Source organism: Kitasatospora sp. NPDC094015 (assembly GCF_040304075.1).
In the GTDB taxonomy this organism is placed as follows: Bacteria; Actinomycetota; Actinomycetes; order Streptomycetales; family Streptomycetaceae; genus Kitasatospora.
Window position 1 is genome coordinate 85,376 of the sequence record NZ_JBEOUL010000016.1, and the last position, 22,177, is coordinate 107,552.

Consider the following 22,177-nt stretch of genomic DNA (forward strand, 5'->3'; position numbering starts at 1 on the left):
GTCAGCCGGACACCACCACCTGCCACAGGAACACCCCCACCGCGCCCAGCAGTTGCTCGGTCTCCTCGATCTGCGTCCGGAGCGCAGCCGGCACCTGGGCGAGCTCCCACGCCTGCGGGTCGGCGGGGCGGTCCGGGCTGCTCCCCCGCTCCCGCTCCCACTCCCACTCGCGCGCCAGCTCGTCGGCCCCGGTGCTCAGCCACGCGCAGGCGCCGGCGGCGGCGCCGAGCACCTCCGCCAGCGGCCCCGGCCGGCCGTCGGCCCCGCCCGGCAGCCGGTCGGCGACGGCCGTGAGCGCGGGCCCGAGCCGGGCCACCCGCGCAGCCCGTACGACCCAGGCCGGCGGTCCGTCGGCCGGTACGGGCGTCCTGGCGGTGACCCGCTCGAGGTCCGGACCGGTCCGCCCGGCGGCCGAGCGCTCCTCGGCGGTGGGCCGCCAGGCGCCGGCCGCCCGCAGGTCGTCCGTCCGCCCCATCGCCCGGCGGGCGAGGAGAACGGGCGTCTGCCAGTCGCCCCGGTCCCAGTCGGGTGTGGCCCGCAGCTCCCGGGCGCGATGGCCGAGGGTCACCGCGAACTGCTGCTCCCCGTCCGCGAGATGAGCCCGCACCACCCGTCCGACGGCGGCCACCGCCGCGACGCTGCCGATCCCGGCCCAGTGGAGGTCGGCGTCGTCGGGGACGGGACCGGCCGCCAACGCGGTGGCCGCGGGCTCGCAGAGGCGCAAGGCGTCCACCAGCGTGGCCCGGTCGACCAGCACCCCGGTGTCGTGGGCGGCGCGCCAGAACAGCAGCCCGACGGTGAACGGCCCGGTCCGCCAGGGCCACTTGACCCTCGGGCCGGGCCGCGCTCCCGCCCGTACGGCCGACCCGCCGAGGGCGAACCCCTGCAGGTCGTGCCAGGCGACCAGCAACTCCGCCTGGCGGCAGGCCCGTTCCCAGGCTCCGCAGCCGTAGACGGCCCGGTGCCACGCTTCCCACGTATCCCTGTCCACGGGTTCCCTGTCCACGGGGGCGACCGTAGCAAGGCCGCCGTCGGCCGGAATTCCGGGTGCGGTCGGCCGGGCGCCGCGGGTACGGTCCGGCGGTGACCAGACGCACTCCCCCGCGCCCGCTCGACGTCGAGGCGCTCTTCCCCGAGGTGGCCGCCTTCCGGCGGAACACCGTACGGCTGCATCCGCGGCGCGGTGAGCCCGGGCCGGGCGACAGCTCGCTCGGCGGGCCGCTGCGGTGGCCGGCCGAGGAACCGTGGCCGCTCTGCCCCGAGCACCCGGGCTCGCCGATGGTCCCGGTCGTCCAGCTGTACCGCGCCGACGTGCCGGACCCGGCGCCGTTCCCGCCCGGCTGCGACCTGCTCCAGGTGCTCTGGTGCCCGCGCCGCCACGACCACCGGTGGGTCGTCCCCTCCGTGCACCGGCGGTCCGCCGCGGCCGTCGGAGCGGTCCGGCCGGCGCCACCGGCCCCGCCGGAGCCCGGGTACGGCCAGGTGCCGCGGCCCTGCGTCCTGCACCCCGAGCGGGTCACCGAGTACGCGAGCTGGGACCTGCCGCAGGACCTCTGGGACGCGCTGGAGGACCGCATCGAGCAGGTCGAGGCGGAGACCGGCTGGGACTACCAGTACCACCTGTCCACCGCGCCCGGCACCAAGGTCGGCGGCTGGCCCGGCTGGGCGCAGGAGCAGCCGTGGCCGCACTGCGCCGGCTGCCGGGCGCCGATGCACCACCTGCTGACGGTGGAGAGCACGGAGGAGCACGACTGCCGATGGGCGTGGACCCCGGTCGAGGACCGCGCCGCCCCCGCCGAGGGCGCCGATCTGAGCCTGGGCGACCTGGGCGGCGTGTACCTCTTCGAGTGCCGAAGCTGCCCCGGCCGCCCGGTCACCCACCGGGCCTGCTGAGCGCGGCGGTTCGACGGCGGCCGGCTCAGGGGCGGTAGGCGGCCGCCGCGAGCCGCACGAACGCCTGGATCAGCGGGTTGCGGTCACCGGTGTTCCAGGCCGCGACCACCCGGCTCGGTGGCAGGTCGGCGAGCGGGACCACCGCCAGGTTCCCGGGCAGGTCGTGGCCGAGCGGGGCAACGCCGACCGTGCCGTTCCACAGGACGGCCTGCAGGCATTCGTGGACCACCCGGACCACCGGGCCCTCGCGCGGCTCGCCGCCGTGCCAGTACGCCTGCCAGAGCGGATCGGTGCCCGGCGGGAAGCGGAACCACCGGCGGTCGGCCAGGTCGGCCATGGCCACCCGGTCGCGCCGGGCGAGCGGGTCGTCGGCGCGCAGCACCACGCCGACCGGGTCGGCGCGCAGCTCACGGACGGTCAGGGCGGTGTCGTCGAAGGGCGCCCGGGTGAGCGCGACGTCGACCAGTCCGGCGCGCAGGCCGCAGGTCGGATCGGTCAGGTCGGTGTCGCGGATGCGGATGTCGACCCCGGGGTGGCGGCGCCGGAACTCCGCCGCGAGCCGGCCGGCGCCGGGGTCGGTGCCGTCGCCCAGGATGCCGACGGTGAGGGTCGCGGCGCCGGCCGCCGCAGCCACCCGGGTGCGGATCCGGTCGGCCCGGTCGAGCAGCGCCCGCGCCTCGTCGAGCAGCACGGTGCCCGCCGGGGTGAGCGCGACCCCGGCGGGCGAGCGGGCGAGCAGCAGGGCGCCGAGGTCGGTCTCCAGCTGTTTGATCGCCCGGCTCAGCGGCGGCTGGCTGATGTGCAGGCGGGCGGCGGCGCGGCCGAAGTGGAGTTCCTCGGCGACCGCCACGAAGTAGCGCAGGGTACGTAGCTCCACGCTGCCACGATACCCGTGGGGTATCAGCTGCCCGGAACGGGTCTTGGACAGCGGGCGGGCACCGGCGGTGGACTCGGATCATGACCGACGGAGCATCCATCGCCTCCGGTGACCTCGAAGGACCCTCATGACCACCGCCTACTGGTTCGTCGCCGGACCGCTCGCCGCCTTCTACCTCTACGCCGGAGTGCTCAAGCTGACCCGCAGCCCCGACGGGCTGCGCCCGATGATGGCGTGGGTCGACCGCGTACCCCTGCCCGCCGTCCGGGCGTTGGGCACCGTGGAGGTGCTCGGCGCCCTCGGGCTGCTGCTGCCGCCGGCGACCGGCGTCGCCCCGGCGCTGGCTCTGGCCGCGGCCCTCGGGCTGGTGGCCCTGCAGGTCGGGGCGATCGCCGTCCACCTGACCGGTCAGGACCGCCGGGTGGCGCTCAACGCCGCCCTCATCACCCTGGCAGCGGTGGCGAGTTGGCTGGCCACCGGCTGGCTGTGACCGCATCGGCCGGCCTCGGGATCAGCCGGCCTCGGGATCAGCCGACCTCAGGCATCACCGCGCCGCGGGCGCCCGCCGTCAGGCGTCCGCGGCCCCGGCGGCGAGCTCGGCCGCGACGGCGGTGACCACGGCCGACTCCACGGCCGCCTTGTCGAGCCCCAGCCCGGAGAGCACGCCGGCGCCGGCCTCCTGCTCCAGCAGGGCGAGCAGGAGGTGCTCGGTGCCGATGTGGCGGTGGTCCAGCCGCAGCGCCTCCCGGAAGGTCAGCTCCAGCACCTTGCGGGCCGGCGCGTCGTACGGGATCAGGCCGGGCACCTCGGCGGCGGCGGGCGGCAGCCCGGCGGTCACGGCCTCGCGGACGGCGGCGAGCGTGACGCCCTGTGCCTCGATCACCCGGGCGGCGACGGCCTCGGGTTCGGCCAGCAGGCCGAGCACGAGGTGGCCGGTGCCGATCTCGTCGTTCCCGGCGGTGCGGGCCTCGTTCTGCGAGGTGATCACGACGTTGCGGGCCGGCACGGTGAACCGGCCGAAGCCCTGGCTCGGGTCGAGGTCGGAGGGCTCGCCCGGGTCCTTCGGCACGAAGCGCTTCTGCGCGGCCTGCCGGGTGACCCCCATGCTGCGGCCGATCTCGCTCCAGGAGGCGCCGGAGCGGCGTGCCTGGTCGACGAAGTGGCCGATCAGGTGGTCGGCCAGCTCGCCGAGGTGGTCGGCGGCGATCACGGCGCCGGAGAGCTGGTCGAGCGCGTCGGGGTGGACCTTCTTGATACCGGCGATCAGGTCGTCGAGCCGGACAGGGCTGGTCAACTGCAGGGACTCATCCATGTGTCAACCCTCGGTTGACACCCCGTCCCGATCCGTCCGACGACCGGCCCCGATCGTGAACGGGCCTGCCCGGAAGGGCTGTTCGACCGCGGACGTTCGCGTAGGATCCACGCCCATGGTTGACCTCTATCCTCCGACCAGCCCCTACGACCACGGATTCCTCGACACCGGGGACGGCAACCTCGTCTACTACGAGCAGCTCGGCAACCCCGACGGCAAGCCGGCGCTCTCCGTCCACGGCGGCCCGGGGTCGGGCAGCTCGCGGCGCCCGACCAGGGCCTGGGATCCGGAGCGCTACCGGCTGATCCGCTTCGACCAGCGCAACTGCGGCCGCAGCACCCCGCACGCCGGCGATCCGGCCGCGGACATGAGCCTCAACACCACGCAGCACCTGATCGACGACATGGAGCGGCTGCGCGAACACCTCGGCATCGAACGGTGGTTGCTCAGCGGCGCCTCCTGGGGGTCGACGCTGGCCCTGGCGTACGCGCAGCAGCACCCCGAGCGGGTCACCGAGATGGTGATCCCGGCGGTGACCACGACCCGCCCCGCCGAGACCGAGTGGCTGTACCGGGGCGCCGGGCGCTTCCAGCCCGAGGCCTGGGACCGGTTCCGGGACGCGGTCCCCGAGGCCGAGCGGGACGGCGACCTGCTCGCCGCCTACGCACGGCTGATGGAGCACCCCGACCGGGCCGTCCGGGAGAAGGCCGCGGCCGACTGGCTCGCCTGGGAGGACGCGGTCATCTCCGGCGAACCCAACAACATCCCCGGCATGTACAGCGACCGCGACCAGGACGACCGGATCGCGTTCGTCCGGATCTGCGCCCATTACTTCGGCCACGGCGCCTGGCTGGAGGAGGATCAACTACTGCGCGACGCCGGCAAGCTGGCCGGGATCCCGGGCGTGCTGGTGCACGGCCGGCACGACATGGGCTGCCCGGTGCAGACCGCCTGGGAGCTGGCCAAGGCCTGGCCGGGCGCCCGCCTGCACATCGTCGAGGACTCCGGGCACGCCGGGAGCGAGACGATGCAGCGCCTGGTCCGGGAGGCCATCGAGGAGTTCAAGGACCGCTGAACCGCTGAACCCCGCACGCGCCGCCGCCCCGGCACCCCGGGGCGGCGGCCGCGCCGGCCGTCAGGCCCGTCCGAAGCAGCGCTTCAGCTCGTCGAGGTCGTAGAAGTAACTGCCCTTGGCGATCGGCCTGCAGGACGCCTTGAAGGCGGTCTCCCGCTCGTTGTAGAGCATCCGGACCAGGTGCTCGGCGGGCTTGCCGTCCTTCGGGGTGCTCGCGTAGAGGTCCCACTGGACGTTGGCGGCCATCGGCGCGACCTCGGCGCCGCGCCACGGGTTGGTCCGGTACGCGTACGGCTGGTCCGCCGGGGCCGGCCGGGTGCTGCCGGGCAGGCCGAGCAGGGCGGCGAGCGGCTCCACCTCCTCGGCGTGGGTGAAGCGCAGCACCGCGCCGTCGGCGCTGGTCCCGGCGGCCTTGGCCTCGGCCCGGGCGAACAGGTCGTCCAGCAGCACGCCGGCCATCTTGTAGGTGATGGTGCGCCCGGCGAACGCGGGGCCCGACCGGTAGAACTCCTCGGCGTCGTCCAGGTAGGCGAACCACCGCGCGTCCTCGTCCGTCAGGAACGGGCGCAGGTCCACGGCCGGCGCCTCGACGGCGAGGTCGGGGGCCGCGCTGTAGAGCTGGTACAGCGACCGGGCGAAGGCGATCCGGTCGGCCACCGGCATCGCGGCGGCGAAGTCGGCGCGGAACAGCCGCGCGACGACGTGCCCGGCCGCCTCGGCGGTCCGCGGCCGGCCGTCGATCTGCGCGAGGACGGCGGCCAGTTGCGGGTCGCTCGCCAGGTAGGCCTGGTAGTCGGCGTTCTGCGGCTGCTTGTGGAAGTACAGCAGGTTCTTGTCGGTGACCGGTGCCTGGATCAGGCCGGCCACCGCCGGGTCGCCGGCCGCCAGGCCGCCGGTGAAGGCGTTGGCGCTGGCGACCGCGCGGGCCACCCCGGAGGTCTCGACCACGATCGGCTCGTGCCCGGCGGCGACGGCCGCGAACAGCTGGGGCAGCCGCTGCTCCAGTCGCCGCGCGATCTGCTGCTGCTCCTGGACGCCCCGACCGGAGAGGTTGCCGTAGCCGATCCCGGCGGCGGCGTCCAGCAGGGTCTGCACCTGCGGGGCGAGCCGCGCGCCGAGCCCGGTCAGCGCCTGCTGCTCCTGCGCGCGCCGCAGGACAGCCAGCACCGCGTCACCGTCCTCACCGTCCGACATGGCGCGCGAGCCGTGGCGGGCGACGTTCTCGGTGAAGACCGGGGTGAACCCGCGCGGTGCGCGCTGGTACCGGTTCACCGCCTGCTGCGGGGCGTACGGGGCCTTGGTCCCGTACAGGTCCCGGTCGGCGGACGAGCCGCCGGGCCGGTCGTGCGCGGCGGCGGCGCCGGTGCCGAGGATCACGGTGACGGTCAACGACGCGGCCACAGCGGCGGCCAGGGAGGCGGTGCGCTTCACATCGGGGCCTTTCGGGCGGGTTCACGCCGGGGGGATCGGCGCCCCGCAGGCTCCCAGCACGGGCGAAATGGCGGCCGTCGCCCGCGGGCAGTGCCGATGAGCAACAGGTGAACGTCGCACCGGCGGCGGTGACCCGGCGTCAGCTCCGGACCCGGCGTCAGCGGCCGGCGGAGTGCACCCGGTGGTGGCTCCAGGCGAGCAGGGCGAGCAGCACGAAGCCGGACAGGATCAGGCTGGAGCCGGTGCTCCAGCCTGAGAACGGCAGGACCGCCACCACGCCCCACACCACCCCGGCGGCGATCAGGCCGATGCCCGCCAGCACCGACCCGAGGATCCGCCACCACGAGGCCACGCTGGCCTCGGCCCCTTGGAGGGCGCGCGCCCGCACCGGCTCGACGTACCGGGCCAGCGCCGGGACCGCGCGGGAGAGCAGGATCAGCCCGGCCAGCACCAGCAGCAGTCCCGGCCCGGGCAGCACCAGCAGCACCACGCCGACCAGGACCAGCACGGTGCCGGCCACCGCCAGGACCACCCGCGCCACCGGGTGCGCCGCCCTGGGCGGTGCCTCCGGCCCGGAACGCTGCTGCTCGGCCATCCACCCACCATAGTCCGCCGCCCGCGCGCCCGGCCGCGGACGGGCGCCCGGGCGGATCGGCTCAGCGGATCAGCGCCGCGCCCCGCTGCCAGGCGTGGCCGTACTCGGCGACCAGCGGCGCGAGCTCGGGCTCACCGAACTCGGCCACCAAGGCGTCGAACGCGGTGACCTTCTCCGGCCCGAAGGCCGCCACCCGGGCGGCGAAGGCAGGCACGTCGAGGAACCGGGGCGGGGTGCTCTTGGAGTGGAACTTGTCCGCGTACATCACCAGCCGCTCCTCGGCACTGCCCGCCAGGTAGTCGGCGACCGGGATCGGCAGGCGCTGGCTCTCCACGTCGTGCCGGGTCAGCCCGACGCCGGTGTGGCAGGAGGCGAAGCGGCAGTACGACTCCGGCAGGCCCTCGGCCCGCAGGATCTCGTGGCCGAGCACGCCGTGCCGGATGTAGGCGCCGTCGCCGACCTGGTAGACGCCGATGTCGTGCAGCAGCGCGCCGATCTCCACCAGCTCGGTGTCGACCGGCTGCCCGCCGCGGGCCGCGAGCCCGAGTGCGATCCGGGCCACGATCTCGCAGTGGGTCAGCACCAGGTCGAGGGCGTCGTGGTCGGGAGCGTACTTCTCGTGCAGCGCGCGCACGCTCCGGACGGTGGGTGAGGTCATCGGCGCAGCTTAACAAGGCGGCCCGCCGTCCCGGGGCGCGCCGCCGTCCCGGAGCGGCCCGCCGGTAGGCTCCATGATCGAACAGGACCTTCGCGCGTGGTGGGAGACCCGATGACGGTGCGCTGTGCGGTGCTCGACGACTACCAGGGCGTGGCGGGCTCGTTCGCCGACTGGTCGCCGCTGGCCGGGCAGGTCGAGCTGCGCCCGCTGCGACAGCACCTCGACACGGTCGACGCGCTGGTGGAGGCGGTCGGCGACTGCGGGATCGTGGTGGTGATGCGCGAGCGCACGCCGTTCACCGCCGAGGTCTTCGCCCGGCTGCCGCAGCTGCGCCTGCTGGTCACCTCGGGGATGCGCAACGCCTCGATCGACCTCGCCGCGGCCGCCGCGCACGGGGTGACGGTGTGCGGCACGGCCAGCCACCCGCAGCCGCCGCTGGAGCTGACCTGGGCCCTGATCCTGGGCCTGGCCCGGCAGTTGGGCCGGGAGAGCGGCGCGGTACGGGAGAACGGGCCCTGGCAGAGCACCATCGGCACCGACCTGTACGGGCGCCGGCTCGGCCTGATCGGTCTCGGCAAGATCGGCGCCGAGGCCGCCCGGATCGGCCGGGCCTTCGGCATGGACGTGGTCGGCTGGAGCCCGAACCTGACCACCGAGCGGGCCGGGGCGGCGGGCGCCGCCCTCGCCGGGTCGCTGGGGGAACTGCTGGAGACCAGTGACTTCGTCTCGATCCACCTCGTCCTCGGCGACCGGACCAGGGGCCTGCTCGGCGTGGACGAGCTGCGGCGGATGCGCCGCTCGGCGTACCTGGTGAACACCTCGCGGGCCGCCATCGTGGACCGGGACGCGCTGGCCCGGGCGCTGCGCGAGGGCTGGATCGCGGGTGCCGGGCTGGACGTGTTCGAGACCGAGCCGCTGGCCGCCGACGACGAGTACCGCTCGCTGCCGAACCTGCTCGCCACCCCGCACCTGGGGTACGTGACCGAGCGCAACTACCGTTCCTACTTCGGCGAGGCGGTGGAGGACATCACCGCGTTCCTGGCCCGGAACCCGGTCCGCCGGCTGGCCTGACCGGCTGCGGCCCCCGCGGGGCGCTGCGCCCGCCGGCAACGGAGGCGTCCCGGCCCGTCCGGGGCCGCCGGCCGCTGCGGGGCCGCTTCCCGATCGGTCAGTTTCGGAGAAGCGGCCGCCGGGCCCCGCCCCTACCGTGGGATCACCGGCGGACGCCACGGGGGCGCCGCAGCACCACCACCGAGCAGCAGGAGAACCAGCGCCATGAGCAGCGGCATCACCGTGATCATCTACCACGTCAAGGACCTCGCCGGGGCCAAGGCGCTCTACGGCGCCTACCTCGGCTCCGAGCCGACGACGGACACGCCGTACTACGTCGGCTTCGAGTTCGAGGGCCAGCAGATCGGCCTGGTCCCCGACGGCAACGACAACGGCAGCGGCCCGGTCTGCTTCCGGGACGTGCCGGACATCGCCGCCTCCCTCCGGGCGCTGGTGGCCGCCGGCGCCCGGACCACCGAGGAGCCGCACGACGTGGGCGGCGGCCTGCTGGTCGCCTCCGTCACCGACCCGGACGGCAACGTGATCGGCCTGCGCCAGCTGCCGTGAGCCGACCCGGCCCGCGCGGCCGGCGGCGCCCCACCGAGCCCCCACCACGCGCGGACGTGGTGGGGGCTCCGGCGTACCCGGCGACCGAAGGGCGGAATCCGGCCAACTCCCTTGCTGGATACCACCGAAGCGCTCCGCAAACCCCGGACCGGGAAAGATCACCGCATCGGGGTAATGGCGGCGGCTTGCGGACCTGACGCACCGCACCGGCGGCTAGCTTGCTGCTGAGACGAACGGATCTTGCGGCCCGCGCGGACGTCCGTCGCTCGGCCGGTCGCACGCCGTGGACGTGTGCCGGTCACCGCCCTTGTGAAGGAGAGCCCGCCCGATGACGGTGGACACCAGCCAGCCGACGCAGTCGCAGGCGACCGGACAGAGCAGCCTCGGCACAGCAGCCGCCCGCAACCTTGCCACCACCACCAAGTCCGCCCCGCAGATGCAGGAGATCACCTCCCGCTGGCTGCTGCGGATGCTCCCCTGGGTGGAGACCAAGGGCGGCACCTACCGGGTGAACCGGCGGCTGAGCTACACCGTCGGGGACGGGCGGATCGACTTCGTCCAGGACGGCGCCCGGGTCCGGGTGATCCCCCGCGAGCTCGGCGAACTCGCCGCCCTGCGCGGCTTCGACGACGTGGCCGTGCTGACCGCGCTCGCCGACCGCTGCGTCCAGCGCGACTTCCGTCCGGGCGAGGTGCTGGTCGAGCGCGGCGCCCCCGCGGACCGGATCCACCTGATCGCCCACGGCCGGATCGGCCAGACCTCGGTCGGCCAGTACGGGGACGTGGTCTCCGTGGCCGTCCTCGCCGACGGCGGCCACTTCGGCGAGGGCGCCCTGCTGGACGCCGACGCCCGGTGGGAGTCCACCGCCACGGCGGAGACCGCCGGCACCCTGCTCACCCTCTCGCGCGCCGACTTCCAGGCCGTGCTGGCCACCGCGCCGGGGCTCGGCGAGCACCTCGACCGGTTCACCGCGCTCCCGCTCCAGCGGCAGAACAAGCACGGCGAGGCCGAGATCGCCATGTCGGCCGGCCACACCGGCGAGGCCGAGCTGCCCGGCGCCTTCGTCGACTACGAGCTCAAGCCGCGCGAGTACGAGCTGTCCATCGCCCAGACCGTGCTACGGGTGCACAGCAGGGTCGCGGACCTCTACAACGAGCCGATGAACCAGACCGAGGAGCAACTCCGGCTCACCATCGAGGCGCTGCGCGAGCGCCAGGAGCACGAGCTGATCAACAACCGCGAGTTCGGCCTGCTCCACAACGCCGCCTTCAAGCAGCGGATCCAGACCTACTCCGGGGCACCGACCCCCGACGACCTCGACGAGCTGCTCTGCCGCCGGCGCGGGTCCCGGTTCTTCCTCGCGCACCCCCGGGCGATCGCGGCCATCGGGCGCGAGTTCAACGCCCGCGGGCTCTACCCGGACCACGTCGACCTCGGCGGCCAGCAGGTACCGGCCTGGCGCGGGGTCCCGATCCTCCCCTGCAGCAAGATCCCGATCACCAAGGAGAACACCACCTCGATCCTGGTGATGCGGACCGGGGAGGACAAGCAGGGCGTCATCGGCCTGCGCCAGACCGGCCTGGTGGAGGAGTACGAGCCGGGCCTGTCCGTGCGGTTCATGGGGATCGACGAGAAGGCGATCATCTCCTACCTGGTGACCACGTACTACTCGGCGGCGATCCTGGTGCCCGACGCGCTCGGCGTCCTGGAGAACGTGCAGATCGGCCACCGGCGCGACTAGTCCCCGCTCCGCCCCTCTGCCGCACCCCACGGCGCGCGGCGACGTGCCGCGCGCCGTGGTGCCCCGGTGACCGCGCGCGGCGGCACGGCGGGGCGCGCGATCCGACCGGACCCTGCCGGGTGTGCACCCGCCCCGCGGTTCCGGCGATCCGACCTGCCGTGAGACGCCCGGCGCAGGGCCCAGGCCCACACCAGAACCTCCCCCTTCCCCCGGCCCGGCGTGCCCCGGTTCCCGGGCCCCGGGGACGTCGACCCCTTCCCACCAAGGAGCTACGGATGCCCGTTCCTGCGCCTCCCCCCGAGCGGCCGGTCCTGCCGGGGCCGCCCTCGCTCGCCCCCCGCGCCGCGATCGCGGTCGCCACGCCGGACGGTCCGCCGGAGGTCGCCCCGGCCGCAGCCGTCGCCGCACCCGAGGTACCGAGCCCGGCGCTCGAACAGATCCCGCGCGGCCCGAGCGGGCCGCCCGCCGCGATCACCGCCGCCGAGGCCGTCGAGGCCGTCGAGGTCCCGGCCCCGGCGGCGCGCCCGGCGCTGGAGCAGATCCTGCGCGGCCCGAGCGGGCTGGGCACCGCCGCGCTGTACCTGACCCGCCTCCAGGCGCCGGAGGTGCTCGAGGAGCCGGCCGGCCGGCCCGTCCCGGGCCTGTACCACCACCCGGTGCCCGAGCCGGACCCGGTCCGGGTGGCGGAGGTCAGCCGCCGGATCAAGGACTGGGCGGTGGACGAGGTCGAGATGTTCCCGCCGGACTGGGAGGACCAGTTCGACGGCTTCTCACTCGGCCGCTACATGGTCGGCTGCCATCCCGATGCCCCGACCGTCGACCATCTGATGATCGCCACCCGGCTGATGGCGGCCGAGAACGCCCTCGACGACCTGTACTGCGAGGACCACGGGGGCTCCCCCGTCGGGCTGGGCAGCCGGCTGCTGCTGGCCCACACCGCACTCGACCCGCTGCACACCACGGCGGAGTACGCGCCGGACTGGGCGGCCTCGCTGTCGGCGGACGCGCCGCGGCGCGCCTACCGCTCGGCCATGCAGTACTTCGTCCAGCAGGCCAGCCCCTCGCAGAGCGACCGGTACCGGCACGACATGGCCCGGCTGCACATGGGGTACCTCGCCGAGGCGGCCTGGGCCGAGGCGGACCACGTCCCGGAGGTGTGGGAGTACCTGGCGATGCGCCAGTTCAACAACTTCCGCCCCTGCCCCACCATCACCGACACCGTCGGCGGCTACGAGCTCCCCGCGGACCTGCACGCGACGCCCGCCCTGCAGCGGGTGATCGCGCTGGCCGGGAACGCCACCACGATCGTCAACGACCTGTACTCGTACACCAAGGAGCTGGCCAGCCCCGGCCGGCACCTCAACCTTCCGGTGGTGATCGCCGAACGCGAGGGCCGATCGGCCCGCGACGGCTACCTGAAGGCGGTCGAGGTCCACAACGACCTCATGCACGCCTTCGAGGCCGAGGCCGCCGAGCTGGCCGCCACCCTCCCCGACCCCAGCCTGCTGCGCTTCCTGCGCGGTGTGGCCGCCTGGGTCGACGGCAACCACCACTGGCACCGGACCAACACCTACCGCTACAGCCTGCCCGATTTCTGGTAAAGAACGGATTGATCTGTGACTGACACCGAGCTCACCACCACGACCGCCCAGGCGTTCATCCCCGGCCCGGCGACGCCGTACCAGGGTGACATCGCCCGCTACTGGGACCACGAGGCCCGGCCCGTCAACCTGCGCCTGGGTGATGTCGACGGCCTCTACCACCACCACTACGGCATCGGTGACGTCGACCACGCGGCACTCGGCGACCCCGAGGACAGCACCTACGAGAAGAAGCTGATCGCCGAGCTGCACCGCCTGGAGTCGGCGCAGGCCGAGGTCCTGCTCGACCACCTCGGCGAGATCGGGCCCGGCGACACCCTGGTGGACGCCGGCTGCGGCCGCGGCGGTTCGATGGTGATGGCCCACCAGCGCTTCGGCTGCACGGTGGAGGGCGTCACGCTGTCGGCCAAGCAGGCCGAGTTCGGCAACCGGCGCGCCCGCGAGCTGGGCATCGACGACTCGGTGCAGGCCCGGGTCTGCAACATGCTGAGCACGCCGTTCGGGACCGGCACCGCCGCGGGCTCGTGGAACAACGAGTCGAGCATGTACGTCGACCTGGACGACCTGTTCGCCGAGCACTCCCGGATCCTGCGGGTCGGCGGCCGCTACGTGACCATCACCGGCTGCTGGAACCCCCGGTACGGCCAGCCCTCGAAGTGGGTCTCGCAGATCAACGCGCACTTCGAGTGCAACATCCACTCCCGCCGCGAGTACATGCGCGCGATGGCGGACAACCGCCTGGTGCCGCAGGCCGTCATCGACCTGACCCCGGCCACCCTGCCGTACTGGGAGCTGCGGGCCACCTCCTCGCTGGTCACGGGCATCGAGGAGGCCTTCATCAACTCCTACCGGGACGGCTCCTTCCAGTACCTGCTGATCGCCGCCGACCGCGTCTGAGGCACCGCCGGGTGAGCGCCGCCCACCCGTGCCAGGCCGGCCCCGGCACCGCCCCCGCGTACGGGGGTGCGGTGCCGGGGCCGGCCGTTGCCCGGCTGCCGGTCAGCCGACCGGCAGCGTCCACTGCTGGTTGCTGAGGCCGTTGCAATCCCAGATGCCCAGCGGCGCCCGGTCCGCGGTGTTGAAGCCCAGGTTGTCCAGGCACTTGCCGGACTGCGGGTTGCGCAGGCCGCCGTCGGCGGTCCGGACCCACTGCTGGTTGCCGCCGCCGTTGCAGGTGTAGAGCTGCACGACGGTGCCGTTGGCGGTGCCGTTGTGCTTCACGTCCAGGCACTTGCCGAGGGCGGCGATCCGGCCGTCGGAGATGATCGACCAGGTCTGGGCGCCGGTCCCGTTGCACGGGAACATCTGCACCGGCGTGCCGTCCCGGTTGGAGCCGTTGTCGACGTCGACGCACTTCCCCGAGAAGACACCGACGATCGGCCCGGTCACGGCGGTCGGCTGCGGCGGGAAGGTGTAGATCAGCGCGTTGTTGACGAACGAGCTGCCCGAGCAGCCGGCGCTGGAGGTCCCGCTGCCGGTGACGATGTTGCCGTACGCGATGTAGCCGGGATCGGTCACGTCCCAGGTGCGGCACGCCACGTACAGGTACCACCGGGTCCCGGCGTCCCGGGTACAGGTCGCCGTGGCGAACGTGCCCTGCACCACCGGCTTGCAGGCGTCGGCCGCCTGCGCCGACACCGCCGCCGTACCCGCCCGGCCCTCCGGCGCCCCCTGCGCCGACGCGGGCGCGCCCGCCAGCCCCGCCAGGCACAGCGCCATCAGGACCGTCAGCACCAGGCGCCGCAGCGCGGACCCGCCGGCTGTCCGTCCTCCCATGTCATCCTCCCCATCGGTCGTGACCGGGCCGCCGTCCGCGGCCCGGTGCGCCCATCCTCGGCAGGGCCCGTACACGTCGGCGCATACGGCGGCATATGCGTTTCGCGCGATACTGGCGCCGCGCCCCGGGCCACCGGGTGCCAACTGCCCACCTGTGGGCCCGAGTCGAAGGAGAACCGTGCAGCTACGCGTCCTTGGTCCGCTGGAGACCCGCTCCGGTGACCACGTCCTTCCGCCGCCCCGCCGGCTGGCCCGGGTGTTCCTGGGCACGGTCGCGCTGCGCGCCAACACCACCACGCCGGCGGACCTGCTGGCCGAGGCGCTGTGGCCGGACAACCCGCCCCGCTCGGCCGCCGCCAACCTCCGGCAGTACGCGGCCGATCTGCGCCGGCTGCTCGCCGGCTGCGCACCGCACGGCCCGGCGCTGCGCTCGGCCGGCGGCGCCTATCTGCTGACCGCCGGGCCGGACGGCCTGGACGCGCTCGCCTTCACCGCGCTGGCGGCCGAGGGCCGCCTCGCCCTGGGCGAGGGGCGGGCCGGCGCCGCCGCCGAGGTCCTCACCCGGGCGCTCGCCCTGTGGCGCGGCCCGGTGCTGGCCGGACTCCCGCTGCCCCCGGCGGTCCAGGAACAGGCCCGCGCCCTGGAGGACGCCCGGATCGGCGCCCTGGAGGACCACGTGGAGGCCCGGCTGGCGCTCGGCCGGCACGACGAGCTGGTCGGCGAACTGCGCGGCCTGGTCGAGGAGCACGCGTTACGCGAGCGGCTCTGGGGCCAGCTGATCCTGGCCCTGTACCGGAGCGGCCGCCAGCACGAGGCGCTGGACGCCTACCGCCGCCTGTACACCCTGCTGGACGAGGAACTCGGGGTCGCCCCCGGCAGCTCCAGCCGGGACCTGCACCAGCAGGTCCTGCGCGGCGACCCGGCCCTGGACCTGCCCCGCGGCGCCGCCCCCGCCGGCCCGACCGGCCCGCCGGCGCCCTGGCAACTCCCGCCCGGCCAGCAGCCGTTCGTGGGGCGCGGCGCCGAACTCGACCTCCTCTCCACGACCATGTCGCAGCCCGACCCGCACCCCGGCCCCGCCGTCCTGGTGGCCATCACCGGGCCCGCCGGCGTCGGGAAGTCGGCCCTGGTGCTGCACTGGGCCCACCGCGCCCGGGCGCGGTTCCCGGACGGGTGCCTCTACGTCGACCTGCGTGGCTACGGGCCCGACCGGCCGCGCCGGCCCGACGACGTCCTCGCCGAGTTCCTGCACGCCCTCGGCACGGACCTGCCCCGGGACGCCGCCGGGGACACCGCCGCACTCGCCGGCCGGTTCCGGTCCACCGTCAGCGGCCGCCGGCTGCTCGTGGTGCTGGACAACGCCTACTGCGCCGAGCAGGTCAGGCCGCTGCTGCCGGGCGACTCCTGCGGCGTCCTGATCACCAGCCGGGAGAGCCTCGGCGGCCTGGTCGCCCGGGACGGCGCCCGCCGGATCACCCTGGACCTGCTCCCGCTGGACGACGCCGTCCGCCTGCTCGCCGGCCTGGTCGGCGAACGCGAGGACACCGACCGCGGGGCGCTCGCCCCGCTCGCCGAGCGCTGCGCCCGGCTGCCGCTGGCCCTGCGCATCGCGGCCGAGCTCGCGGCCTCCCGCGGCGGCGCGACGCTGACCGAGCTGACCGCCGAACTCGCCGACGAGCGCCGGCGCCTGGACCTGCTCGGCAGCGGGCAGGACCCGTTCACCGACCTGCGATCGGTGCTCTCCTGGTCGAACCGGCACCTGCCGCCGCCGGCCGCCCGGGCGTTCCGGCTGCTGGGCCTGCATCCCGGACGGCACGTCGACCACCACGCCGTCGCGGCGCTGACCGGCTCCTCCCCCGCCGACGCCCACCGCGTCCTGGACGAGCTGCAGCGGGCCCACCTGACCCAGCCCGTCGGCCCCGGCCGCTACACCTCGCACGACCTGCTGCGCGACTACGCCCGGGAGCTGACCGCGCGCCAGGACAGCCCCGGGGAGCGGCGCGCGGCCCTGGAACGCCTGCTGGACCAGTGCGCCCACACCGCCGCGGCGGCCATGGACCTGCTCTACCCGTACGAGCGCGGCCACCGCCCGGCCGTCGGCGCGCCGGCCGTGCCCGGGCCCGCGCTGGACCGGCCCGAGCGGGCCCGCGCGTGGCTGGACGCTCAGCGCGCCAACCTGCTCGCGCTGGCCGGCACGGCCGCGGACGGCGGCTGGCCCGACCGGCTCGCCACGCTGTCCGCCCTGCTCCACCACGACCTCCAGGTGACCGGCCGCTACCCGGAGGCGCACGCGCTGCACGGTCTGGCGCTGGCCGCGGCGCGCACCGACCGGGAGCGCACGGACGCGCTGCTGCGGCTCGGGGTCACCGAGTACCGGCTGGCCCGCTACCCGCAGGCGCTGGAACGGCTCACCGCAGGGCGCGAGTTGGCCGTCCGACTCGGTGACCGGCGGGCGGAGGGCACGGCGCTGCACAGCCTCGCCCAGGTGCACGAACGCCTGGGGCGGATGCCGGAGACCTTCGAGCACCACCGGCGGGCGCTGGCCCTGCGCAGGGAGCTCGGCGACCGGCCCGGCGAGGGCGCCTCGCTGGGCAACCTCGGCCTGGTCCACGAGCGCCTCGGCCGGTTCTCCGAGGCGCTGGAGCACTACCGGCGCGCCCTCGACATCCACCGCGCCACCGGATTCCGGTCGGCGGAGGGCGACATGCTCAACAACATCGCCATCGTGCACCGCCAGTCGGGACGGCTGGCGGAGGCCGCCGCGAGCCTGGAGGCCGCCCTGCGGATCTACGAGGAGATCGGGGACCGCGGCGGAGCGGGCGCGGCGCTGAACAACCTCGGGCTGGTCGGGGTGAACCGGCGCGACTGGGAGGCTGCCGGCCACCATCTGGAACGGGCGCTGGAGGTGCACCGCGCGATCCGCAGCCCGGCGGCGGAGACCGAGACCCTGAACATCCTCGGCCTGCTCCACCTGGAGTCGGGCCGGCACGCCCAGGGTTCGGCCTTCTTCCGGCAGGCGTTGGCGCTGGCGGAGCGGCTGGGCGAGCAGGGCAGCCGGGCCAACGCCCACCACGGCCTCGGCGAGACCCTGCTGGCCCTCGGCGAGGCCGAGCAGGCGTTGGCGCACCACCGGACCGCGCTGGAGCTGGGCCGGTCCACCGGCAGCCGCTCCGACCAGGCGCGCGCCCTGGCGGGCTCGGCCCGCTGCCTGCTCCGGCTGGCCAGGACGGACGAGGCGCGCGCCGACCGCACGGCCGCCCTGGCGATCTACACCGAGCTGGGCCGGCCGGAGGCGGCGGAACTGTCGGGCCTGCTCCGCGAGGATGCCTGAGGTTCACGGGGGGTCGCGGCGGGTGTGCCGCTTTGTGTGCGGCACGCACGCTATTCTTGGGGCATGCCGAACGAACTGGGACAAGAGATCGCCGAAGCACTCGGTGTACTGCTCCGGCGCACCGCCCGCACGCAGCTGTACGCCCGGCTGACCGAGGGTCTCGGCGAGGCCGTGGACGAGGTCACCTACCCGGTGCTCAGCGGGCTGGCCCGCACCGGGCCGTGCAGCGCCGCCGACCTCGCCGAGGAGATCGGCCTCGACCGCTCGGGCGTCACCCGCCGGGCCACCCGGCTGGAGACGGCCGGGCTGCTCCGGCGCGAGCCCGACCCGTCCGACCGCCGGGCCACCCTGCTCACCCTGACCGAGGCCGGGCAGCAGGCGATCGGGACCACCCGGCGCCGGCTGGCCGCGCACATCGAGGGCACGCTGGCCGGCTGGCCCGCCGACGAGGCGCAGGCCTTCGCCCGCGGGTTCCGGCGCTTCGTCGACGGGGGCCTGCTCGGCCGGGACTGACCCGGCCGGGCGGGCGGCCGGGCGCCGGCTCAGAACGGCAGGTCGAGGCACTCCTCGGCCATGCCACCTGCCGGGAAGGCGTGCCGGGCGTGGGCGCGCATCCGCTCGCCGTACCGGGGGTCGGCGGCCAGCGCCGAGTAGCCGCTCCCGGAACGCCCGATCAACCCGGCGGTGTCGGCGAGGTAGACGTCGAAGCCCGGGTACATCAGCTCGATGCACGGCAGGTCGTCGACGTCGAGGGCGAACACCGGGTACTCGCCGTACCGGTCGGGTTCGCCGGTGGCCAGCACCCGGCGGGAGTCCGAGCCGCCGGGGAGCAGGAAGCACTCGTCGAAGCGCTCGGACAGCGCGTCGAAGGCGGCCCCCCAGCCGTCGCCGAACTCCGCCCTGGCCAGCGCGCCGAGCGGACGCGGGGTCAGCCCGGCACCGGGCTGCTCGGTGGAGGGTTGCTCGGCGTACCAGGTGGTGGCGCCGAACCAGCCGAACCGGCGCAGCAGGCTGGTGTCGTACCCGAGCCAGCGGCGCAGGCTCGGCGGGAGCGGCCGGCCGCTGGGGAAGCTGAGGGTGGCCAACTGCCCTGGCGGCAGCGGCTCGGGTGCTCCGACGACCCACGGGCCGGCGGCCGCCAGGTGGTCGAGGACGCGGCGGTGCGGATCGGCCGCGACGGCGGCAAGGGCCCGCTCGGTGAGGCCGACCCCGTGGTCGGCGGAGGTGGTCGGCGAGGTCACTGGTCCGGGTGCTCCTTCGGGTGGCGGCGGGGCGGGCTGCCGCGGTGGGCACGACCCTACGAGCCGGCACCGACAGCCCCGTCCTGGCCCTCCTCCACCCCGAGGGCCTGCAACTCCCGGTCCGCCGCGCCGATGACCTCGGCCGGACCGCCGCCGTCCGCCGCCCCGCCGTCCGCCTGCTCGACCGACGCCGGACCAGGCGCGGCGGTCTCCAGGAGGGCGCCGGCCGCCCGGAGCCGGTCCAGCACGGTACGGATCTCGTCCGTGCGCAGCCGGGCCCGGACCGTTCCGGGCACCTGGCTCGCGACGGCGTCCAGCTCGCCGCGGGTGCGGGCGGCCGCCCGCCGCGCGTCCCGCAGTTCGGTCGTGGTGGCCCGGCCCGGCCGGGCGTGGGCGGCCGAGGCGGCGCGGGCGTAGCGGCGGTGCGCCGCCGCCGCCTCGCGGATGCGCTCGCGCAGCCGCTCCTCACCCCGGTCCGGCAGCAGCAGGTGGGCGAGGACGGCCAGGGCGCCGCCGATCGCGGTGGCCGCCAGCCGGTCGGTGACGGTGGTGGATCCGTCGGCGCCGGTGGTGGCGACCAGGAAGACGATCGCGGCGGCGACGCTCGCGCTCAGCGCCAGGTAGCCGGTCCGCGAGAGCAGGTAGGCGCAGCCGATCGAGGCCACCGCCAGGGCCGCTTCGGCGCCCGGCCCCGGTCGTGCCGACACCAGTATGGCCGTGGCGAGCAGCACGCCGACCGCGTTGCCCGCGAGCCGGGCGAGGCAGCGCCCGTACGTCCGGGAGGTCTCGGGTCGGAGCACCATCAGGACGGTGAGCGCGATCCAGTACCCGTGCGCGAGTTCGGCGCCGCGGGCGATCGCGCAGGCGGCGCCGGTCGCGGCGGCCAGGCGCAGCGCGTGGCGCAGCACCGGTGAGGTGGTGGACCGTTGGGCGGTGATCGTCCGGACTGCGGTGGCCAGGCCGGTGCGGAGGTCCGGCCGGCGTACGCGTTCCACCTCCTCGGGGCCGGGTGACAGCCCGCCGAAGGCGAGGTCGATGGCCTCGCCGAGCTGTTCGGCCAGCCGCCGGTCCTGCTGCCGGCGCGGGCCGGTGTGCCGCAGCTGTGCGTCCAGGGCGGTCAGTGCGCTCGTGGCGGCCTCGCGGCGGCCGTCGGCGAGCGCGTCCAGGAGGTCGGCGGCGCGGTGGAGCAGGCCGCGTACGTCGTCGGGGGCGCCGGGCTCGGCGGTGGGCCGGGCGACCGCGGTCAGGGTGGGGCCGAGCCGCTCGGGCAGGCCGTACAGTCCGCGGAAGGCGGGCGGGCGGCGGGCGGCCTGACGGTCGGTGAGGGTGAAAGCCTCGCGCAGGGCGGCCGGTGGGGCCGGGTCGACGCTCGCGCGGGGGTCGGTGGTCAGGGCCCGGGCGTGCGCGGCGAGCGCCCGGTACGCGGCGGCCAGTGCGTCGCGCTGCGTCGACCAGCGCCGTGCCGTCGCGCGGTCGGACGTCCACTGCGGCGCGGCGCGCGGGTGCGCCGGCAGGAGGGCGACCAGGGCGGCCTGGACGAGCCCGCCGCCGGTCGCGAGCGCTGCCGCGCCCAGGGTGTGACCCAGTGTCGGAGCCAGCGCGGCCGATCCGACCAGCAGCACGCCGCTCGCGGCGGCGACGGCCCCGGCACCGGCGCCGAGCGCCCACAGCATCCCCGCGCCGAAGCTCCAGAGGGTGGCCGCCGCCACGAAGGCGGCCGCGTACGGGGCGGTCACCGCGCCGACCAGGGTCGCGGCGCCCATCGCGACGGACACGCCCAGCACCGGGCGGAGCCGGCCCCGGGGGTCGGGCGGCAGCGCGACGGCGCCTGCGACGGCCGCGCCGCTGCCCGCGCCGGCCGCGGCGGCCGGTGAACCGCACGCCAGCGCGGCCGTCACGACCAGGACCAGACCCAGCAGGCTGCGGAGCACGGGCACCGGCTCGGGCCAGGACCAGCTGGGCCGCAGCCCGCCGATCGGGAGGCCGACGGCCCGTCGCTCCCACCATCCCGTACGTCCCGTCCGCCGCATGCTCCCCATGCTGGCAGCCCGCGGGCGGTGCGCCGGCGGATCACGGCCGGGCGCCGGGCGGGATCACTCCTCGCCGGAGAACCGCTCCCAGGCGGACTGCCGGGTGATGCCCAGCGCTTCCCCGATCCGGGCCCAGGTGACGCCGCGCCGCCGGAGGTCCCCGACCCAGGTCCGCAGGTCCGTCTCGACCCGCTCGGCGACCGCGGCCACCTGGGGCAGGCGTGCCAGCAGCTGTTCGTCGGTCAGCTCGGCGCGGTCCGGCAGCTGGAGGCCGTTCGGGGCGCCGCGGTGCGCGGCCACGATCGAGGCCGCCAGATCGACGCAGTCGCCGCAGATGTACACGCCGGGCCCCGTGACCAGCTTCTCCACCTCCGCGCCGGCCCGGCCGCAGAACGAGCACCGCAGACCCTCGTGCTCCGCCGGTACCGACGACATGCCGCACCCTCTGTCAGGACAGTCCTGACGGCACCCTACTCAGTTCGCCGGGCCCCACACCAGGTCCGCGAGGGCGGTCACCTCACCCAGACGGGGGAAGCTCAGCTCGACCGGCGCCCGGTGCTCCTGGGCGGTCAGCGCCGCCATCGCGTCCTCGACGAAGACCACGGAGTAACCGAGGTCGACGGCGGAGCGGGCCGTCGATTCGACGCCCAGGTTGGTGGCGATGCCGGTGAGGACCAGGGTGTCGACGCCGCGCTCGCGCAGCAGGTCGTCCAGGTCGGTGCCGTGGAAGCCGCCGATGGACCGCTTGACGACCACCTCGTCGGCGATCTCGGCCACCGACGCCACCAGGTCGCTGCCGGGCGGCTGCACCTCGACGCCGGGCCGTTCCACCCGGACCGCCACGACCGGCGCACCCACGGCCCGGAAGTCGGTCGCCAGCGCGAGGGAGGCCTCCAGCACCGCGCGCCCGGGGCGGGGTTCGACCGGGAGGTCCACGATCCGGTCCATCAGGTCGATCAGGACGAGGGCCGTCCGGCCATGATCAAGAGTTCGCATGGC

21 protein-coding genes are annotated in these 22,177 nt (G+C 75.4%); 10 read left to right on the forward strand and 11 right to left on the reverse strand.

Going from position 1 to position 22,177, the window contains the following annotated elements:
- Position 1: 1 nt before the first annotated feature.
- Positions 2-1,006, reverse strand: coding sequence for a hypothetical protein (locus ABT014_RS20340; RefSeq protein ID WP_350640383.1), 1,005 nt, complete (start codon positions 1,004-1,006; stop codon positions 2-4).
- 77 nt (positions 1,007-1,083) lie between these two features.
- Between ABT014_RS20340 and ABT014_RS20345 the strand changes: the two genes are divergently transcribed.
- The gene (locus ABT014_RS20345) at positions 1,084-1,893 is read left to right on the forward strand and encodes a DUF1963 domain-containing protein (RefSeq protein WP_350640384.1); all 810 of its coding nucleotides are present in this window, start codon (positions 1,084-1,086) and stop codon (positions 1,891-1,893) included.
- A gap of 25 nt (positions 1,894-1,918) precedes the next feature.
- On the opposite strand, the gene ABT014_RS20350 is transcribed toward ABT014_RS20345, so the two are convergent.
- On the reverse strand, positions 1,919-2,770 hold the full coding sequence (locus ABT014_RS20350) for a LysR family transcriptional regulator (RefSeq protein WP_350640385.1): 852 nt from the start codon (positions 2,768-2,770) through the stop codon (positions 1,919-1,921).
- Between the two features lie 127 nt (positions 2,771-2,897).
- On the opposite strand from ABT014_RS20350, the gene ABT014_RS20355 reads away from it, so the two are divergent.
- Complete coding sequence (locus ABT014_RS20355; protein WP_350640386.1) at positions 2,898-3,260, forward strand: DoxX family protein; 363 nt, start codon at positions 2,898-2,900, stop codon at positions 3,258-3,260.
- A 78-nt stretch (positions 3,261-3,338) separates the two neighbouring features.
- On the opposite strand, the gene ABT014_RS20360 is transcribed toward ABT014_RS20355, so the two are convergent.
- A complete protein-coding gene (locus ABT014_RS20360) occupies positions 3,339-4,082 on the reverse strand; it encodes a Clp protease N-terminal domain-containing protein (RefSeq protein WP_350640387.1) in 744 nt (247 codons plus the stop codon).
- A 115-nt stretch (positions 4,083-4,197) separates the two neighbouring features.
- Between ABT014_RS20360 and pip the strand changes: the two genes are divergently transcribed.
- Positions 4,198-5,157: a prolyl aminopeptidase gene (pip, locus tag ABT014_RS20365; protein WP_350640388.1), complete on the forward strand. Its 960-nt coding sequence runs from the start codon at positions 4,198-4,200 to the stop codon at positions 5,155-5,157.
- 60 nt (positions 5,158-5,217) lie between these two features.
- Here pip and ABT014_RS20370 read toward each other — a convergent pair whose 3' ends face one another.
- The 3 genes from ABT014_RS20370 to ABT014_RS20380 all read right to left on the reverse strand — a co-directional run bounded on the left by ABT014_RS20370 (position 5,218) and on the right by ABT014_RS20380 (position 7,841).
- Complete coding sequence (locus ABT014_RS20370) at positions 5,218-6,588, reverse strand: histidine-type phosphatase (RefSeq protein ID WP_350640389.1); 1,371 nt, start codon at positions 6,586-6,588, stop codon at positions 5,218-5,220.
- Positions 6,589-6,745: 157 nt separating this feature from the next.
- Positions 6,746-7,183 (reverse strand): PGPGW domain-containing protein, encoded by a 438-nt coding sequence (locus ABT014_RS20375; RefSeq protein WP_350640390.1) that lies wholly within the window; start codon positions 7,181-7,183, stop codon positions 6,746-6,748.
- A 61-nt stretch (positions 7,184-7,244) separates the two neighbouring features.
- Positions 7,245-7,841 (reverse strand): HD domain-containing protein, encoded by a 597-nt coding sequence (locus tag ABT014_RS20380; RefSeq protein ID WP_350640391.1) that lies wholly within the window; start codon positions 7,839-7,841, stop codon positions 7,245-7,247.
- A 111-nt stretch (positions 7,842-7,952) separates the two neighbouring features.
- On the opposite strand from ABT014_RS20380, the gene ABT014_RS20385 reads away from it, so the two are divergent.
- The 5 genes from ABT014_RS20385 (at position 7,953) to ABT014_RS20405 (ending at position 13,697) form a co-directional block, all read left to right on the forward strand.
- Positions 7,953-8,912 (forward strand): D-2-hydroxyacid dehydrogenase family protein, encoded by a 960-nt coding sequence (locus ABT014_RS20385; RefSeq protein WP_350640392.1) that lies wholly within the window; start codon positions 7,953-7,955, stop codon positions 8,910-8,912.
- Between the two features lie 204 nt (positions 8,913-9,116).
- Entirely contained in the window at positions 9,117-9,458 is a 342-nt protein-coding gene (locus ABT014_RS20390; protein WP_350640393.1) for a VOC family protein, read from the forward strand.
- A gap of 328 nt (positions 9,459-9,786) precedes the next feature.
- Complete coding sequence (locus ABT014_RS20395) at positions 9,787-11,199, forward strand: family 2B encapsulin nanocompartment shell protein (RefSeq protein WP_350640394.1); 1,413 nt, start codon at positions 9,787-9,789, stop codon at positions 11,197-11,199.
- 275 nt (positions 11,200-11,474) lie between these two features.
- Positions 11,475-12,800, forward strand: a complete 1,326-nt coding sequence (locus ABT014_RS20400) for a family 2 encapsulin nanocompartment cargo protein terpene cyclase (RefSeq protein ID WP_350640395.1) — start codon at positions 11,475-11,477, stop codon at positions 12,798-12,800.
- A gap of 15 nt (positions 12,801-12,815) precedes the next feature.
- Positions 12,816-13,697 carry a geranyl diphosphate 2-C-methyltransferase gene (locus ABT014_RS20405; protein WP_350640396.1) on the forward strand — a complete coding sequence of 294 codons (882 nt, stop codon included), beginning with the start codon at positions 12,816-12,818 and terminating at the stop codon, positions 13,695-13,697.
- Between the two features lie 102 nt (positions 13,698-13,799).
- On the opposite strand, the gene ABT014_RS20410 is transcribed toward ABT014_RS20405, so the two are convergent.
- Positions 13,800-14,576 (reverse strand): ricin-type beta-trefoil lectin domain protein, encoded by a 777-nt coding sequence (locus ABT014_RS20410; protein ID WP_350640397.1) that lies wholly within the window; start codon positions 14,574-14,576, stop codon positions 13,800-13,802.
- 178 nt (positions 14,577-14,754) lie between these two features.
- On the opposite strand from ABT014_RS20410, the gene ABT014_RS20415 reads away from it, so the two are divergent.
- Both ABT014_RS20415 and ABT014_RS20420 read left to right on the forward strand, forming a co-directional pair.
- Positions 14,755-17,907 carry an AfsR/SARP family transcriptional regulator gene (locus ABT014_RS20415; RefSeq protein WP_350640398.1) on the forward strand — a complete coding sequence of 1,051 codons (3,153 nt, stop codon included), beginning with the start codon at positions 14,755-14,757 and terminating at the stop codon, positions 17,905-17,907.
- Between the two features lie 63 nt (positions 17,908-17,970).
- Positions 17,971-18,420 carry a MarR family winged helix-turn-helix transcriptional regulator gene (locus ABT014_RS20420; RefSeq protein WP_350640399.1) on the forward strand — a complete coding sequence of 150 codons (450 nt, stop codon included), beginning with the start codon at positions 17,971-17,973 and terminating at the stop codon, positions 18,418-18,420.
- 29 nt (positions 18,421-18,449) lie between these two features.
- On the opposite strand, the gene ABT014_RS20425 is transcribed toward ABT014_RS20420, so the two are convergent.
- From ABT014_RS20425 to ABT014_RS20440, 4 genes are all read right to left on the reverse strand, one after another.
- Positions 18,450-19,148 (reverse strand): hypothetical protein, encoded by a 699-nt coding sequence (locus tag ABT014_RS20425; protein WP_350640400.1) that lies wholly within the window; start codon positions 19,146-19,148, stop codon positions 18,450-18,452.
- 56 nt (positions 19,149-19,204) lie between these two features.
- On the reverse strand, positions 19,205-21,178 hold the full coding sequence (locus ABT014_RS20430; protein ID WP_350640401.1) for an FUSC family protein: 1,974 nt from the start codon (positions 21,176-21,178) through the stop codon (positions 19,205-19,207).
- Between the two features lie 63 nt (positions 21,179-21,241).
- Positions 21,242-21,613 carry a ClpX C4-type zinc finger protein gene (locus ABT014_RS20435; RefSeq protein WP_350640402.1) on the reverse strand — a complete coding sequence of 124 codons (372 nt, stop codon included), beginning with the start codon at positions 21,611-21,613 and terminating at the stop codon, positions 21,242-21,244.
- A gap of 39 nt (positions 21,614-21,652) precedes the next feature.
- On the reverse strand, positions 21,653-22,174 hold the full coding sequence (locus tag ABT014_RS20440; protein ID WP_350640403.1) for an isochorismatase family protein: 522 nt from the start codon (positions 22,172-22,174) through the stop codon (positions 21,653-21,655).
- Positions 22,175-22,177 lie beyond the last annotated feature (3 nt).